Origin of the sequence: Embleya sp. NPDC056575 (assembly GCF_042793325.1) — a bacterium.
GTDB lineage: Bacteria > Actinomycetota > Actinomycetes > Streptomycetales > Streptomycetaceae > Embleya.
In genome coordinates, this window is record NZ_JBHTVA010000008.1 from 186,227 (window position 1) to 200,986 (window position 14,760).

Annotated in this window: 12 protein-coding genes; 3 read left to right on the top strand and 9 right to left on the bottom strand. The window is 72.5% G+C overall.

All coding sequences use genetic code 11. The annotated features are described in order from the left end of the window. Nucleotides 1-138: 138 nt before the first annotated feature. From ACFRCG_RS08695 to fxsA, 9 genes are all read right to left on the bottom strand, one after another. On the bottom strand, nucleotides 139-1,311 hold the full coding sequence (locus tag ACFRCG_RS08695; RefSeq protein WP_380030070.1) for an NADH:flavin oxidoreductase: 1,173 nt from the start codon (nucleotides 1,309-1,311) through the stop codon (nucleotides 139-141). After that, complete coding sequence (locus ACFRCG_RS08700) at nucleotides 1,308-1,922, bottom strand: TetR/AcrR family transcriptional regulator (RefSeq protein WP_380030072.1); 615 nt, start codon at nucleotides 1,920-1,922, stop codon at nucleotides 1,308-1,310. The genes ACFRCG_RS08695 and ACFRCG_RS08700 overlap by 4 nt, the downstream gene beginning before the upstream one ends. Nucleotides 1,923-2,012: 90 nt before the next feature. Continuing rightward, the gene (locus ACFRCG_RS08705) at nucleotides 2,013-2,906 is read right to left on the bottom strand and encodes a universal stress protein (RefSeq protein WP_380030073.1); all 894 of its coding nucleotides are present in this window, start codon (nucleotides 2,904-2,906) and stop codon (nucleotides 2,013-2,015) included. A gap of 132 nt (nucleotides 2,907-3,038) precedes the next feature. Continuing rightward, the gene (locus tag ACFRCG_RS08710) at nucleotides 3,039-3,233 is read right to left on the bottom strand and encodes a DUF2304 domain-containing protein (RefSeq protein WP_379996634.1); all 195 of its coding nucleotides are present in this window, start codon (nucleotides 3,231-3,233) and stop codon (nucleotides 3,039-3,041) included. A gap of 359 nt (nucleotides 3,234-3,592) precedes the next feature. Beyond that, on the bottom strand, nucleotides 3,593-7,483 hold the full coding sequence (fxsT, locus tag ACFRCG_RS08715) for an FxSxx-COOH system tetratricopeptide repeat protein (protein WP_380030074.1): 3,891 nt from the start codon (nucleotides 7,481-7,483) through the stop codon (nucleotides 3,593-3,595). A 4-nt stretch (nucleotides 7,484-7,487) separates the two neighbouring features. Continuing rightward, nucleotides 7,488-8,246, bottom strand: coding sequence for a hypothetical protein (locus tag ACFRCG_RS08720; protein ID WP_380030075.1), 759 nt, complete (start codon nucleotides 8,244-8,246; stop codon nucleotides 7,488-7,490). Between the two features lie 130 nt (nucleotides 8,247-8,376). Further along, a complete protein-coding gene (locus ACFRCG_RS08725) occupies nucleotides 8,377-9,738 on the bottom strand; it encodes an HEXXH motif domain-containing protein (protein ID WP_380030076.1) in 1,362 nt (453 codons plus the stop codon). Beyond that, nucleotides 9,735-10,892 (bottom strand): FxsB family cyclophane-forming radical SAM/SPASM peptide maturase, encoded by a 1,158-nt coding sequence (locus ACFRCG_RS08730; RefSeq protein WP_380030077.1) that lies wholly within the window; start codon nucleotides 10,890-10,892, stop codon nucleotides 9,735-9,737. The genes ACFRCG_RS08725 and ACFRCG_RS08730 overlap by 4 nt, the downstream gene beginning before the upstream one ends. Before the next feature lie 14 nt (nucleotides 10,893-10,906). Next, nucleotides 10,907-11,152, bottom strand: coding sequence for an FxSxx-COOH cyclophane-containing RiPP peptide (fxsA, locus tag ACFRCG_RS08735; RefSeq protein WP_380030078.1), 246 nt, complete (start codon nucleotides 11,150-11,152; stop codon nucleotides 10,907-10,909). A 318-nt stretch (nucleotides 11,153-11,470) separates the two neighbouring features. On the opposite strand from fxsA, the gene ACFRCG_RS08740 reads away from it, so the two are divergent. The 3 genes from ACFRCG_RS08740 (at nucleotide 11,471) to ACFRCG_RS08750 (ending at nucleotide 14,743) form a co-directional block, all read left to right on the top strand. Then, nucleotides 11,471-12,526 carry a TIR domain-containing protein gene (locus ACFRCG_RS08740; RefSeq protein ID WP_380030079.1) on the top strand — a complete coding sequence of 352 codons (1,056 nt, stop codon included), beginning with the start codon at nucleotides 11,471-11,473 and terminating at the stop codon, nucleotides 12,524-12,526. Between the two features lie 218 nt (nucleotides 12,527-12,744). Continuing rightward, the gene (locus tag ACFRCG_RS08745) at nucleotides 12,745-13,710 is read left to right on the top strand and encodes a hypothetical protein (protein ID WP_380030080.1); all 966 of its coding nucleotides are present in this window, start codon (nucleotides 12,745-12,747) and stop codon (nucleotides 13,708-13,710) included. Nucleotides 13,711-13,780: 70 nt separating this feature from the next. Next, complete coding sequence (locus ACFRCG_RS08750; RefSeq protein WP_380030082.1) at nucleotides 13,781-14,743, top strand: TIR domain-containing protein; 963 nt, start codon at nucleotides 13,781-13,783, stop codon at nucleotides 14,741-14,743. Nucleotides 14,744-14,760 lie beyond the last annotated feature (17 nt).

The following is a 14,760-nucleotide window of genomic DNA, read 5'->3' on the forward strand; positions in this document are numbered from 1 at the left end:
GGGGGGGGGTCGCCCCCCCCGGCGGGGGGCGGGGGGGGGGGCCCCCCGGCGCCCCTTACCGCACCGGTGCGCGGCGCGGTGGCCCCCGCCGCGGAGCACGGAAGTGGAAGCACGGCCGCCGCCCGGCCACACCCGCGGTTACGCCTCCGGCTCGATCAGCACGCAGCGGGTACGGCTGTAGATCGTCGGCATACATTTGTTGCAGTGCACGCACAACGACCGGGTCTTCGGCTCGGCCGCGATGCGGTTGACCAGGTCCGGCTCACGCAGCACCGCGCGGCCCATCGCCACGAACTCGAAGCCCTCGGCCATCGCCGAATCCATCGTGTCCCGGTTGGTGATGCCGCCGAGCAGGATCAGCGGCAGCTTCAACTCGGCTCGGAACTGCCGGGCGGAGGCCAGTAGATAGGCCTCCTCGTAGGGGTAGGACCGCAGGATGCGCTTGCCGATCAGCTTGACCCCCGTACGTTGCGGCTGCGGGAAGGTCGCGGCGAACTCCGGCACCGGGGCGTCGCCGCGGAAGAGGTACATCGGATTGAGCAGCGAACTGCCCGCCGTCAGCTCCAGCGCGTCCAGCGAGCCGTCCTCCTCCAACCAGCGCGCGGTCTGGATGCTCTCGTCCAGCCAGATCCCGCCCGGGACGCCGTCCTCCATGTTGAGCTTGGCGGTCACCGCGATCCGGTCGCCCACCGCGTCGCGCACCGCGCGACACACCCCGCGCGCGACTTTGGCGCGATTGGCGAGCGAGCCGCCGTACGCGTCCTTGCGATGGTTGAGTTTGGGGCTGAGGAAGGCGCTGGCGAAGTAGTTGTGGCCCAGGTGGATCTCCACCGCGTCGAACCCGGCCTCGATCGCGAACAGCGCGGCCTCGGCGTGCGCGCGGGTGATCCGGGCGATGTCCCGCTCGCCGGCGGCCAGCGTGGTGCGCATGCCCAGCGGGTTGAACATCCGACCCGCGGACAGAGCCGGCCGGCCGTTGGAGGCGGCGTTGGCCACCGGGCCGGCGTGGCCGATCTGGGCGGAGACCGCCGCGCCCTCGGCGTGCACCGCGTCGGTGAGCCGGCGCAGCCCCGGCACCGCCTCGGGCCGCATCCAGATCTGGTGCCGGTCGGTGCGGCCCTCGGGGGCGACCGCGCAGTACGCGACGGTGGTCATCCCGATGCCGCCGGCGGCGGGGCGGCGGTGGTACTCGATCAGGTCGTCGGTGACCAGGGCGTCCGGGGTGGCGCCCTCGAACGTGGCGGCCTTGATGACCCGGTTGCGCAGCGTGAGCGGGCCGAGCTTGGCGGGGGCGAAGACGTCGGGTATCACGGGGCACCTCGTTCGGGACGGGACGGATCGGCCGGGCGCGGGGCGTCCAGGCCGGCGGTGACGAAGGCGGCGACGATCGTGGCGGCGGGCGGGGGGACGAACACGTCGGCCACGGGTTGGCCGTAGAGCTGGAGCAGCAGGTCGAAGGCGAGCCGCCAGCGGTCCGCGATCTCCCGCTCGCCCAGGTCCGGACGGGCGCCGGCCAGCAGCTCGCGCCAGGGCCGGTGCCGGAACCACGGGTCGTCCCAGGGCAGTTCCCGCCCGGACAGCACGGTCCGGGCGAGCAGTTGCAGCAACATCGGCCCGCTCGGCTCCCGGGCCAGCCGGTCGAACGGTTCGACGATCACCGTGACCACCTCGGCGACGGTGGGCGTCCACCCGGCCGCCCGGGCCCGGTCCAGCTCGGCCAGCGGTTCGGCCCACAGCGGGCCCAGGCGCTGTTGCAGCAGCGCGACCACCAGGTCCCGCTTGGAGCCGAAGTGGTAGTGCACGGCGGCCGGATTCATCCCCGCGGCGGCGTTGACCGCCCGCACGGAGACCCTGTCGTAGCCCTGGGCGAGGAAGAGCCGTTCGGCCTCGTCGAGCAGCCGGGCCCGGGATTGTGCGGTCACGGCAGGCACCAAACCACGAACCGCCGGCATTTTCAATCGCTGATTGAATCATTGATGGAACGCGGTCCGAGAACCGAAGCGGGCCCGCGGTCAGTGCTGCGGCACCACCAGGACCGGGCACCGCGCGTGCTCGATCGTGGCCGTCGCGACGTGGCCGACCCAGTGCCGCAGCGGGCCGCGTCGGCGCCGGACGCCGACCACGGCCAGCGCGCTGCCGGCCGACGCCTCGACGAGCGTGGCCGCGGCGTCCGCCATGACCGATTCCGCGCGCACCTCGACGTCGGGGAACAGCTCGCGCGCCGCCGCCAACGCCTGCCCGAGCGCCGTCGCGTGCACCTCGGCGACCGCACGCATGTCCGCCTCGCTCGGCCCGGCCAGGCCCGCGTATCCGGGCCAACTCCACGCGTGCACCGCGTGCACCGGAAGCCCCCGATCCCGGGCCGCCTCGAACGCGGCCGACACCGCCCGGCCGTCGCCGTCGCCCTGGACGCCCAGCAGTACATCCGCACCGCCCGCCCCGGCCCCGCCGCCCGCCGCCCCGTGCTCGCCGCGCACGATCAGCAGCGGACACTCGGTACGGGCCGCCAGATGCCGCGACACCGAGCCGAGCAGGAGCCCGACGAACCCACCTCGCCCACGCGATCCGGCGACCAGCAACATCGCCCCCTCGGCCGCCGCGAGCAGCGCGTCGCCCGGCAGGCCGTAGCCCACCCGGGCGTCGACGGCCAGGTTCGGACAACGGCGCAGCGCCGCCGCCGCGGCGTCGCGGACCAGCTCCTCGGCGGCGCGCCGGGTGTCCTCGTTCGGCTCCACCGGCTCGAACCCGGGCGTGGCCATCGGCACCCGGATCGCGTGCACCACTCGCAGCAGCGCGCCCGCGTGGGCGGCCTCCTCCGCGGCCCGGGCCAGCGCCCGATCGCCGTGCTCCGAACCGTCGATGCCCACGACCACCAGGGGTGTCCCGACCGCGCCCGTGTCCGCCATGCCGCCCTCCTTTGTCCATCACCCGAGGTGCTGCCGTCACCCGAGGCCCCGCCGCCCCTCGGGCCCGCTGCCGAAACGGCGAAGACCGGCCCGGCGGAGCTGCCGCCGGGCCGGTTCGGGTGACCGCCGCGATCAGAAGTTCAGATTGCTCAGCAGGTTCGCGACGCTCTTGCCGCTGCTGTGGATGCTCGGCGCGATCGAGGTGCTCGCCAGATAGAACCCGAGCAGCGCGCACACGATCGCGTGCGGGATTCGCATGCCGCCCTTGCGGATGAAGATGAAGACGATGACGCCCAGCAGGAGGACGGTGGAGATGGACAAGGCCATGGGGGTGACTCCTCGGGAGGCGCGCTCGGGAGCGCAGGGGACGGAACGGCCGCGCCGATTTCGGGACAGCGCGAAGAGTGCCGGTGGGAACGGCGGAACGTGCGTGCATGTGTCACCGGCACAAAAACTAACAGAAAGTGTCGACAAAGGTGCAAAGTGTCACACTTCTGCTCATCGAGTCGCGGCGAGTCGCGCGGTGTGACGACCTGTCCCCGGCGTGTCCCCGGCCTGCCCCGGCGTGTCCCCGGCCTGCCCCGGCGTGTCGCGGCCCCTCCAACCGCCCCCGCCCCCGAACACGGCCGGGCCGGCCCGACACGAGGTCGGACCGGCCCGGAGGGTGATCGTGGGAGCTGCGCCGATCAGGTCGGCGGCACCTCGATGTCGGTCTCCAGTCGGCGGTGCTCGCGCAGCCCCTGGGTGATCGGGTGTTCGTCGCCGAGCTTGCGTCGACACGCCCGCTCGGTGCGGGTGAGCCAGTCGAGGGACTCCTCCCGACGACCGATCTCACGCAGACTGTGCACGCGGTTGCAGGCCGCCACCAGGGTGTGCGGGTGCTCCGCGCCCAGCAGCTCCTCGTACCGCTCGTAGGTGACCCGGTCGAGTTCGGCGCACTCGTCGACCTCGCCCGCCCGATAGAGGTTGTTCGCGTGGTTCACCGCGGCCGCGAGGGTGAACGGGTGCTTGTCGCCCAGCGCTTCGCGCAGACCCTCGATACACCTGCGCCCCAGCGCCAGCGCCTCTTCGAGCCGGTCGACCGCCCGCAGGTAGCTCGACAGGTTGCTGCCGCATCCGAAGGTGAACGGGTGTTGCCCGCCGAACTGCTCCCGATAGCCCTGATAGGTGTCCTGGGCCAGTTCGAGGGCCTGCTCGTTGTTGCCCATCGCGCGGTGGTCGGCCGCGAGGTTGAGCGCGCAGGCCAGCATGTCGGGGTGGGTCGGGCTCAGGAAGGCGCGGTACTTCTCCAGCGTGTCGCTGTCCAGCGACCTGGCGTAGCGGGCGTCCCCCGTCTGCCGGATCGTCACCGCGAGGTTCTTGGAGGTGCGCAGCGCGTCCCGGACCCGACCGTTGGCCTCCTCGAGGGCCAGCGTGCGTTGCAGCACCGCCCGCGAGCCCGCGTAGTCGCCCAGCTCACGGAGGTCCTGGCCGACCTGGTTGGCCAGGAAGCACGTCCGCGGGTGCTCCTCGCCCTGGATCCGCCGACGCCAGTCGTAGGCGGTCTGGTGCACCTCGCGCGCCTCCTCCAGGCGACCGGTCAGGCGCAGCGAGACGCCGAGGTTGTTGGCCGCGAGCAGGGCGTCGTTGGTGTCCTCGCCGAATACCTCGCTGAACCGCCGGTAGTTCTCCCGGTCCGATTCGAGCGCGGTCTCGAAGCGGCCGAGCGAACGCAGGTCGCCGCCGTAGCCGCGCCCGGTGATCAGGGTGTGCGGGTGGTCCGGTCCCAGTGCCGAGCGCTGCGCCTCCAGGGTGGCCCGGTCCAGGTCGTACGCCTTGCGGTACTTGCCCTGGGACCGGTACACGTTCGCCAGTTGGGTGCACATCCGCAGCGTCAGCGGGTCGTGCCGACTGAATCGCGCGCGCCAGCGGTCCAGCGCGACCTCGGCGATGTACTGGGCGAACTCCCAGTCGTCGGAGCGCCAGGCGAAGCGGACCTGCTCGACGATCCAGCGGCGCACGGCCTCCGAGTCGCTCTCCAGGGCGCGTGAGGGCACGAGGTGCTTGTACAGCTCCTCGTACGCCTCCTGGTTCGCCGGGTCGTCCACGTCGCCGGGGGCGTTCGCGGCCAGGATCTCCAGGGTTCGGGCGCGCCGGGCGGCGTCGTCCTCGGCCGGCATCTGGTCTCGCAGCACCGCCTGGACGAGGCGGTGCACCTGGATGGTGTCCGCGCCCCGGTCCACCCGGGCCAGCGCGTATCGACCCAGCTGCTGGAAGATCCGGGACAACAACAGCGTGTCGCCGAGCGAGCTGTCCACCCGGATCAGTTCCTGGAGCACCTCGCGCGAGCGCAGCAGCCGCATCGAGATGGAGTCGGGCGACAGGTAGGCGCACAACTCCAGCAAGCGCACCGCGGCCGGCTGCCGTTCCTTCAGCTCGTCCAGGGAGACGGTCCACGTCGCGGCGGCGGTGGTCGGGTAGTCCGGCGGCTGCCCCTCCTCCAGGATCGCGGTGACCCGCGTGTTCACCCGCTCCAGGTAGTCCTCGACCGGCATCGCCGACTCGGCCAGCCAGGCCCCCGCCTGTTCGACCGCCAGCGGCAGGTCGCCCAGCGCGGTGGCGACCTTCTGCGCGTCGGCCTCGGTCAGTGCCGGCACCCGGCGCTGGAGCAGCGCGACGCTCTCGTCGCGGCGGAACACCGGTACTTCGAGCGGGCGGGCGCTGCGCGCCCACAGGTCGTTGCGCGAGGTGACCAGGACGTGGCCGTTGACGCTGCCCTGCGGCATCAGGTGGGCCAGCGAGGCGGGCTCGTCGGCGTTGTCGTAGATCACCAGCCAGCGGTCGTAGGGCTCGCCCTGTTGCAGGCTCTGGAGCACCGTGGCCGCCGCGTCGCCCACGTTCTCCCCGGTGGACAGGTCGAGCCGGACGCCCAGTCGGGCCAGTTGCGCGGCGACGCCCTGTGCCTGCTCGGCGGACACCCACCAGATGATGTCGTAGTCGGCGGCGAAGCGGTGCGCGTACTCCAGCGCGACCTGGGTCTTGCCGACGCCGCCCAGGCCGTGCAGGGCCTGGGGCAGCACCGCGGTGGCGCCCTTGGCCAACTGGTCGCGCAGCCGTTCGAGGATGTCGTCGCGCCCGGTGAAGGCCGAGTGCCGGGGCAGCAGTTGGGACACCCTGGGCTTGGTGCCGGGGAAGCGGGGGCCCTCCGCCGGCGGCACCTCCGAGGGGGTGCGGCCGAACGCGGCCAGCAGCGCGGTGCGCGCGTGCTCCTCGGACAGTGCGGAGAGCGAGACCGTGTCGCCCACGCCCGGGTCGAGGTCGAGCCCGTCGTCCACCCGCAGCGTGACCACGCCCACCCGATCCGCCGAGGCGAGCCGGCGCAGCGCGGTGCGCATCGCGGTCCAGGCCCGGCTGGGCAGCGAGTCGGGCGAGGACAGCACCACGACGCTGTCCACGTCCTCCAACCGCTCCAGCGGCGTGTCGCTGCCTCCGGTGCCGACCACCTGGGTGCCGGCGGCGATCAGTTGGGCGCGTACCCAGTCGACCCACATGCGGTCGCGGGCGCTGTAGAGGATGCGCACGGTGACCGGGGCGGTGTACCGGATGCGCTCGAAGCGGCGCAGTTCGCGGCGGCGCTCGCCCTCCTCGACGGGGTCGAGCCGGGTGATCGCGCCTTCGGTGAGCACACCGGTCAGCCGTTCGTACGCGGCGAGCAGGCTGCCCTCCTGAAGGGGCCGGTCGCCCAGGGTGGCCAGGGTCTCCTCGTAGGCGTAGAACGCCTTGTACGGGATCTCCACCTCGCCCCAGTACTTGGTGCGCTCCGCCTCGGAGTATTCCGCGAGGAATTCGGCGAAGCGCTCGCGCGCGTGGTCGCGGCCGGCTTCGAGCTTGTCCTTCTCGTCGTCCTCGACGCGCATCGGCACGGGCAGTATGCGCAGCGGGCGCTCGGCCTGCCGGGCGATCGAGCGGGCCACGTTGACGCCGCCGTCGATGGCCTGCTCGTTGAGGGTGAAGCCGTCCACCACGGTGTCGGGCAGCAGGGTGGTACAGATGCCGGCGATGTCGTTGAGGCCGGTGCGGCTGTCGATCAGGGCGTAGTCGTAGGACGCGCGCATGTCCTCGCGCAGCGCGTCCAGGAAGCCGATGCCGTGTGGGCTCTCGCAGAAGTCGGCCCAGTTGAAGCCGGCGAGGGTCGCCGCGTATTCGTGGTTCTGCCGGCCCGGGCCGAGGAAGCGGATCAGCCCGCCGTCGGGGAAGTCGCGGTCGACCTTGACCGCGCAGCCGTCCACCCGGCTCTCCGCGATCCGGCTCGCCTCGATCATCGCGTCGGTACTGGCCTCGGAGCCGACCACCTTGGCGAAGGCGCGGATCATGTCGAGCACGCCGCGCGTGTCCTCGAGCCGCTTGTCGATCAGGTAGGGGTGGAAGTAGCGGTGCAGGCCGGGGGATTCCAGGTCCCAGTCCACCACGAGCACACGCTTGCCTCGCGAAGCCAGGATCCAGGCCACGTTGGCCAGCGCCATCGTGCGGCCGGTGCCGCCCTTGTACGAGTAGAACGTGACGACGGTTCCCGGTGGGCCCGCTGGGTTGTCGCTCATCGCTTCAGTTCTCCTCAACGTCGCCGCCGGGTCCCCACAGCAGTGGGCGGCGAGGGTTGTGTCGGGCCGTGATCCAGCGGGGTCGGGCGGCCGCGTCCAAGCCGGCGCGAGCGCGGGCGGGCAGCCCCCGGAAGGCGGTGGCGAACGGCGCGGAGGCCCCGAACGCGGTACGCGCGGGTGGCGGGCTCGGGCTGGGTTCGACGCGCACGGTCGGGAACAACTCTCGCGCCTCGGCCGCCGGCAGCGGGCGCAGCGGGGCACGTTCGGCCGCGACCAGCACGCGCGCCAACTGGGCGACCAGATGTCGATAGTCGGCCGAGTGCCCCTCCAGGCGCATCAGGTCGAACAGGCCCTGGCGGGCGTAGATGGGGCCGTAGTCGTTCTCGGCGCCGAAGTCGGGCCTCGGTTGCCCGTCGAGTGGGGAGTCGGTGGCCCGCCAGCGCACGGTGACCACCGCGTCCACGTGTCGGCCGGTGTGCGCCCGGTGTCCGCGCACCCGTTCGGCCAGTACGGCCCATTCGCGCATGGCGCGCGGATCGGCGAGGTAGTCGGGCGACGCCAGCACGACGGCGGCGGGAACCGAGCAGGCCAGCGCCTCGGGCGTGGCGCCCACACCGGAACCGGTACACGAGGGCAGCACACCGCGCGCACCGCCCCCCTGGGACAGCCGGGCGGCGACCGCCTGTTCGAGATCGGCGTGGAAACGCTCGACATAGGCCCGCTCATCGCCGCACGACCGACTCGTGAAGAAGACTGGTGTCATCTCGACCCCTGATGTCGGCACTTCGTCGCGACGCGCGTGGGCTTGCCCTCCCCCGCGGTCACTCGTTGTTCCCAGGCTACCCGAGTCCATCACGCGACGTTACTCCTCGTTACATCAGGTAATCTCATGTTCATCTTTCGTTTCGTGTCGTTCCGCCCGCGTCCACGACCCGCTCGCGGGTACCGCGCCGACCCCGGTCGCCGTTGCGCGCGACCCAGGCCCGATGCCCCGAGCGCACCCGTTCGGCCGCACGGCGCGCCGCCTCGGCCGGTACGTCCTCGCGCCACCACGACCGCACCGTGCCCGCCATGGCATCCACCACACGTGCGCCGTCCGGCGTCAGTTCACCGCACTCGCGCAACGTGGCGATCGCCTCGGTGACGTGCTCGCGGTGTACGGCGAACTCGGCCTGTGCCCGATCCTGCTCCTCTCCCGTGACGGCGTGCCGGCGAACCCGCCAGAAATCCGCGATCCCCAGATGGGCGTAGGCGCCCTGCAAGAGCGCGCCCACCGGTCGGGGGTCCAACCGCCAGGGCGCCCGGTACCGGGCGCTCGAACGTGTCGAGAGATTCGTGATGTCCTGCATCGCGCCGAGCTTGTTGTGCTGGAACTCGTGGACGAGCGTGACGGCCAGGGTGGTCGGGCCCACCTCGGGCGTGAGCGCGAGACCCCCGAACGCGTACCGCGACGACGAACTGAGGCTGACGCCGGGCTCGCCCACCACCGGGACCAGCGTGGTCAACGCCGCCGGCAGGCCGGCCGCGTAGGCCCGGTGAGAGTGTGCCAGCTGATCCCAGGCGGAGGCGAAATTCCGTTGCAGCAAGGATACTTGGCGAGCCGTCAGACGTGCGCTCGGCTGCCAGCGATGCACGTCGCGATAGGGGTCGACGTCCTCGATCGCAAGCGTCGCGCTCAGCCCCGCGGCGGTGGCGGAACACCTGCGGTTGGCCTGTCGGCGCGAGACCAGCCGGCTGCCGACCGACCACTGGCGCCCGGTCAGCGCGATCCGACCCGCGTCCGCGGCCACCCGCACCCGCCCCAGCGTGGGCAGATACACCCAGCCGCCGACCGCGCTCAGCTCGACCCGGCCGGGCGGACCGTGTTCGGGATCCCCGCGCAGTGCCGCCGCCGCCGCGATCGAGCCCAGGTGGCCCAGGAGTTCGTCGAGATCGGGGGCGGCCGGGTCGAGGTCGGTCCGGCCCAGGCGCAGCAGGCCGCGCATCGCCCACGCGCCGGTGTACGGGTGCATCAGCACGGTCCGCGCCGCCTCCGGCGCGGTGCGCTGGACGTGCGCGAGCAGGTCGTGGGCGTCGATGAGGTGCGCGGTGCGCGCGCTCGGCAGGCGCTCGCGGGCGGTGGCGACCACCGCGTACACCTGGAGCAGGCGGCGGCTCTCCTGCGCCCGGGCGAGTGCGGACACGGCCGCGAAGTCACCCTGCCCGGCGGCGAGTCGATCGAAGGCCGGGCCGGTGAGCCGATGTGTCCCGATCATCCGCGACTCCTCGAATCGGCCACCAGGGCACGGACATCGGCGCGCACGCGGGCGCCGACGTGGTCGATCAGCGCGCGCAGGTCGGCGCAGTACACGGACGGATTGTCGAAGCCGTTGTCGGGGCGATAGCGGTGCGCCCGCAGGCCGCCGCCGCAGGTGCGCACGACCGGACAGCGCCGGCACGTCGCGCTCAACCCGGCCACACCGAGCGCCGCGCGGGCGTACGCGGGGGCGGCCAGCACGGTGGCCGGGTCGTGCCGGAACACGTCGAGCCCGGTGGCCGCCGCGCCGTCGTAGGCGGACTTGAGCGAGTCCTCGCGTTCGAACGTGCCGTCGGTCTCCACCACCACGGAGCCCGGCGGGCCCAGGCCCAGGACCTCGCTCTGTACGTCCCGGCCCAGGGTCAGATCCACCAGGTCCTCCAGGATCCGCACCCGCGTCTCCCGCACCGCCGCCCCGTACCAGCGGTCGAAGACCGCGATCAGCCAGTCCGCGTAAGGGGTTTCGCCCTCGCGCGCGCCCGGCGGCGGGAACTCCCAGGTGGCGTGCGGCAGCAGCAGGTCGAGCATCGGCGGGGCGTGCGAGAGCAGTTCCTCGTAGGTGGCCACCGGGTCGTTGCCCAGGTCGATGGTGCACAACAGGCCGCCGTACAAGGGCCGGTAGCGCGGCCGGCGCAACAGCGCGATGCCCCGGACCGCCTCGGCGTGGCTGCCGCGTCCGTCCGCGTGGCGACGGTGCCGGTCGTGCGCGAGCGCGTCGCCGTCCAGCGAGACGCCGACCCGGATCCGGTGCGCGAGCAGCACCTCGGCGCAGCGTTCGTCCAGGCGAACTCCGTTGGTCTGCATGGTGATCCGCAACTCGGCCACACCCGCGAGCGCGGCGCGCAGCTCGCGCGCGATCCGGTCGATCCGGTCCGGTCCCGCGAGCAGCGGTTCGCCGCCGTGCAGCACGATGTCGAGCACCCGCAGGCCGGCCCGCTCGGCGTGTGCGCGCAACCAGGCGCCGAGCGCGCCGACGGTCGCGTCGGTCGGCACTCGGGGGCGCTCGCGCCAACTCTGGTCCCGGAGTTCGTACACATAACAGTGATCGCACGCGAGATCGCATCGTGCCGCGATCTTGACCACGAATTGCCGAAACGGAATCGCTTCGTGCATCGGACCTCCCACGGTCAGGCCCGAACGGTGCCGCTCCCGTCCGCCCGGGGACCCCCGGCACGGTCGTTTCCGCCCCGGGAGTCGAACTCCGCCTCGACGAGCACCGGATCCACCACGCTCGTGAACCCCGCGACCACCGCCTCCGAGGGCTCCTCGGACTCGTGGACCAGTCGGCGCAGCGCCGAGGCCAGCACCGAGGCCGGCAGGTGATCCAGGTCGTCGAGACAGAGCCCGTCGAGGTCGGGCAGAGCCGACTCCACGTCACCGCGCTCTCGTTGCATCCGCAGGACCCCCGTTTCCCCCGCGTCGCCGGATGCCGGGTTCGTCTCGCCCGTCCGGCCCGGTAGCGTTCGGGCGTGCCGTCCGAGTGAAACCGTACATTCGAGTGCGGAACGTATCGCCACGATTACACAAGCCTTCCTATACTAGCCGGGCCGGGTCGATCTGCGCGATGCTCTGTGTGGGCAGAGTCGTACACGCGAACGACCGGCATGGGGCGGCACTTGCCAGACCCGCGGCGCGGTCGCGGGTATCGCTGGGCCGTCCTTTTGTACGGTGCACGATCCGGGGGTCGCTTGGTGGACTACGACTTCTTCACGAGTCACGTCGCCGACCGTGATCCCAAATGGGCTGCCCGCTTCCACGACGACGTCGAGGCGGAACTGCGGCGCGGGATGGACCGGGTGCGGGCGGCGATCCGGCTGCAACCGACCTTCGGTCCGATCCAGACGCCCGATGGCGATCCGCCCGCCCAGGCGCGCGCGATGGTCGCGCTGTGTTCCGACGACTACTTCGAGGACCTGGACTGTGGGCGCGACTGGGCGGTGTTCACCGACCGGTTGCGTCGACACGAGTCGATCGTGGGCGTCTCGGCGCCGAACCTGATCGCCGTACCGTGGACCACGATCGAACAACCCGTGCCGCCCGCGGTCGGCCCGATCGAGTGGCCGGTCGGGATCCCCGCGCCCGGTCGCGGGCCGAGCGTGTTCGACATGTTGCGGCTCGGCGGCATCCGCGATCTCGGCTACGTCCGCGCGGTTCGCACCGTGGCCGATCGGGTGGCCGCGGCGCTGCGCCATCGCCTGGCGCCGCTGAACGCGGCCGAGGCAAACGAGGTGGAGCCGATGTTCGGCAGCCACGACGGGTCCTCGCGCACGATGCCCGAGGTGCCGCGGCGGCTGCCGATCCTGGAGCCGGTCCCCCCGGCCCGCACCGACCTGGTGATCAGCTACGTCGGCAACGACCTGGCCTGGGCCGACTGGGTCAGCGAGGTGCTCACGTTCGAGGACTACCGGGTGTCGCTGAGCCGCTGGGACTGGAGCGCGGGCGAGAGCTTCGGCAAGGCGATGGCCCGCGCGCGCGGGATGGGCGAGCACGTGCTCGCGCTGTTCTCCGAGCACTACTTCGAGGCGCGCCGGTTGGCGATGGACGAGTGGGAGGAGGCGCTGGGCGACGGGGACGCGGGCGGTCGGCTGCTGCCCATAGTCGTCGGTCACACCCAGGTGCCGTCGATGTTCCGCGGCGTGTCGCCGGTCGACCTGACCGAGGCGGACGCGGTCGGCCAACGCGATCTGCTCGTGGCCGCGGTGCACCGGTTCGCGCCGCTTCCCGCGCGGAATACGGGGTTCTCCTGACCGTGTCGGACCCGATATCCCCGCCGCCGCGCCCGCCCAGGCCGGACCGGCCGCCCACGAACGCGCCCGTGCCCGGGCCCGGGTCCGCGCCTGTACCCGGCCCCCCGCCCGGGTCCGCGAACGTGCCGCCGCCCGCGAACACGCCGCCCGTGATCGCCCCGCCGCCGCCCAGGGCCGCGCCTCCGCCCCCGCCGCGCTCGCCCACCGACAATCCGCCGGTGTGGCACGTCCCGGGCACCAGAGGGCGGTTCTACGGCCGCGACAACACCCTCGCGGACCTGCGCGCGCTGATGCAGGTCGAACATCGGGTGGTGCTGCGTCCTCAGGACGACCTGCCCGGCCTGGGGACCACGCACCTGGCCCGCGAATACGCCTACCGGCACCGGCACCTGTACGACGTGGTGTGGTGGTTCGACTGCGCCGCCCGCCCCACCGAGAGCGGCGTCGCCTTCCTGCACCGCGTGCTCGGACAACTGGCCGAGCTCGGCGGGCGGGTCGGCCAGACCGTCGGTCCCAAGCACGAACTGCGTTCGCGCGAGGGCTGGTTGCTGATCTTCGACGAGGTGGATCGGCCCGGTCTGATCGGCGAGATGATCCCGACCGGGCCCGGCCACGTGCTGATCACCAGTACCGATCCGCTGGCCCGGCACCTGGGCAGCACGGTCGATCTGCCGCCGCTGGACCGGCAGTCGTCCGTCCTGATGCTCCTCGACGCGCACCGGGGCTTCGAGCTGGAACTGGTCACCGCCGAGGCGATCGCGGCGTTCGTCGGCGACCGACCCGCCGCGATCGCCCGGATCGCGGAGCTGTTCGCGACGGGGCTGGTGTCCCCGGAGGTGACCCTCGAACTGCTGCGCTTCGGCAACATGGCCAAGCTGTCCCGGACCATCCCGCAGAACCAGGTCGTCTACCTCGCCGACCTGTTCCTCGCGGTGCGCGGACTGCGGGCGCCGGACACCTGGTCGATCTGGCTGGATCTGTCCGAGGACTACCTCGAACACCAGTTGCTGCACCGGCACATGACCGACGCGCGCTCGATGCTGCTGCACATGTTGCGGACCCTGGTCAACGGTCCGGAGCCGATCCATTCGCTGCAGTGCCTGTGCCGTGCGCTGCACGACGTGCTGCCCAACACGCAGGGCGTGGAGGAGGTCTGCCGGGCGATCGACAACCTGCCCGGGTGAGCGGCCGACACGACGGGTACATCCGGCGACGGGGCCGATTCCGGCCGGCGGGTGCGCCATGCTGATGCGTATGGCGAATCACGGGGAGTACGGGGGCGAGACGGTGCGTTACTTCATCAGTCACGCCGGTTCGGACACGGATTGGGCGAAGTGGGTCGCGGGGCAGCTGGTCCAAGCCGGTCTGGACGTCGAACTCGACGCCTGGGACTGGGCCACCGGCGAGAACCTGACCACGCTGGTCAGCCGCGCGCTGGACAACGCCGGGCACATGATCGCGCTGTTCTCCCCGGCCTACTTCGTCCCGGAGCGCTGGACCACGGTCGAGTGGACCGCGATGTCCGACGCGCTGCGCGGAAGCGGTCGGCGGCTGATCCCGCTGGTGGTGCACGAGGTCCCGCGCGAGCAGATCCCGTCCGTGCTGCGGCCGTTGTTGCGCCGGACGTTGTACGGCAAGTCCGAGGCGGACGCGCAGACGGAGCTGATGGCGGCGATCACCGGGCCGACCCGGCCGACGGAGCCGCCGCCGTTCCCGGGGCCGCGGGGGGACGGGGCGGAGGCGGGTGGATCCGGGTCGGACGGGACGGCGCCGGCGGACCGGGCGGACCCGGCGGACTCGACCGGCCCGGCGCCCGCGCCGGTCGTCCGCCCCGTGCCCGCACCGCGCCTGCCCGCGGCGCCGGTGATCCGCCGCACCGTCACCGCCGGGCACACCCGGGCGCTGACCGACGCGATCATGGCGGTGCCCCGGATCGCCCGGCCCGACCTGTGGAACCTGTGGCTGGATCTGGCCGAGGACTACTTCGAACGCCCGTTGCCCCGCGAGCAGATCGCCGCGCCGCGGATCATGCTGCTGCGGCTGATCCACGACCTGTCCACGCTCGCCGAGCCCGAACCGGCCCGCGCGCTGGACGCGTTGGTCCGCGCACTCGGCGACGTACAGCCGACCGGCCCGGAGATCGAGCGAGTCCGCGCACTCCTGGCCGAGCTGACCGCGCCGAGCGACACGACGGACCCGGCTCGGGACCGGACCTAGCGCGTGCCTTCCCAGCG

What these genes read in the sequence shown, in the direction of transcription:
- ACFRCG_RS08730 (WP_380030077.1), bottom strand. Translation starts at nt 10,892, where the DNA reads ATGCACGAAGCGATTCCGTTTCGGCAATTCGTGGTCAAGATCGCGGCA.
- fxsT (WP_380030074.1), bottom strand. Translation starts at nt 7,483, where the DNA reads ATGAGCGACAACCCAGCGGGCCCACCGGGAACCGTCGTCACGTTCTAC.
- ACFRCG_RS08720 (WP_380030075.1), bottom strand. Translation starts at nt 8,246, where the DNA reads ATGACACCAGTCTTCTTCACGAGTCGGTCGTGCGGCGATGAGCGGGCC.
- ACFRCG_RS08705 (WP_380030073.1), bottom strand. Translation starts at nt 2,906, where the DNA reads ATGGCGGACACGGGCGCGGTCGGGACACCCCTGGTGGTCGTGGGCATC.
- ACFRCG_RS08750 (WP_380030082.1), top strand. Translation starts at nt 13,781, where the DNA reads ATGGCGAATCACGGGGAGTACGGGGGCGAGACGGTGCGTTACTTCATC.
- ACFRCG_RS08710 (WP_379996634.1), bottom strand. Translation starts at nt 3,233, where the DNA reads ATGGCCTTGTCCATCTCCACCGTCCTCCTGCTGGGCGTCATCGTCTTC.
- ACFRCG_RS08725 (WP_380030076.1), bottom strand. Translation starts at nt 9,738, where the DNA reads ATGATCGGGACACATCGGCTCACCGGCCCGGCCTTCGATCGACTCGCC.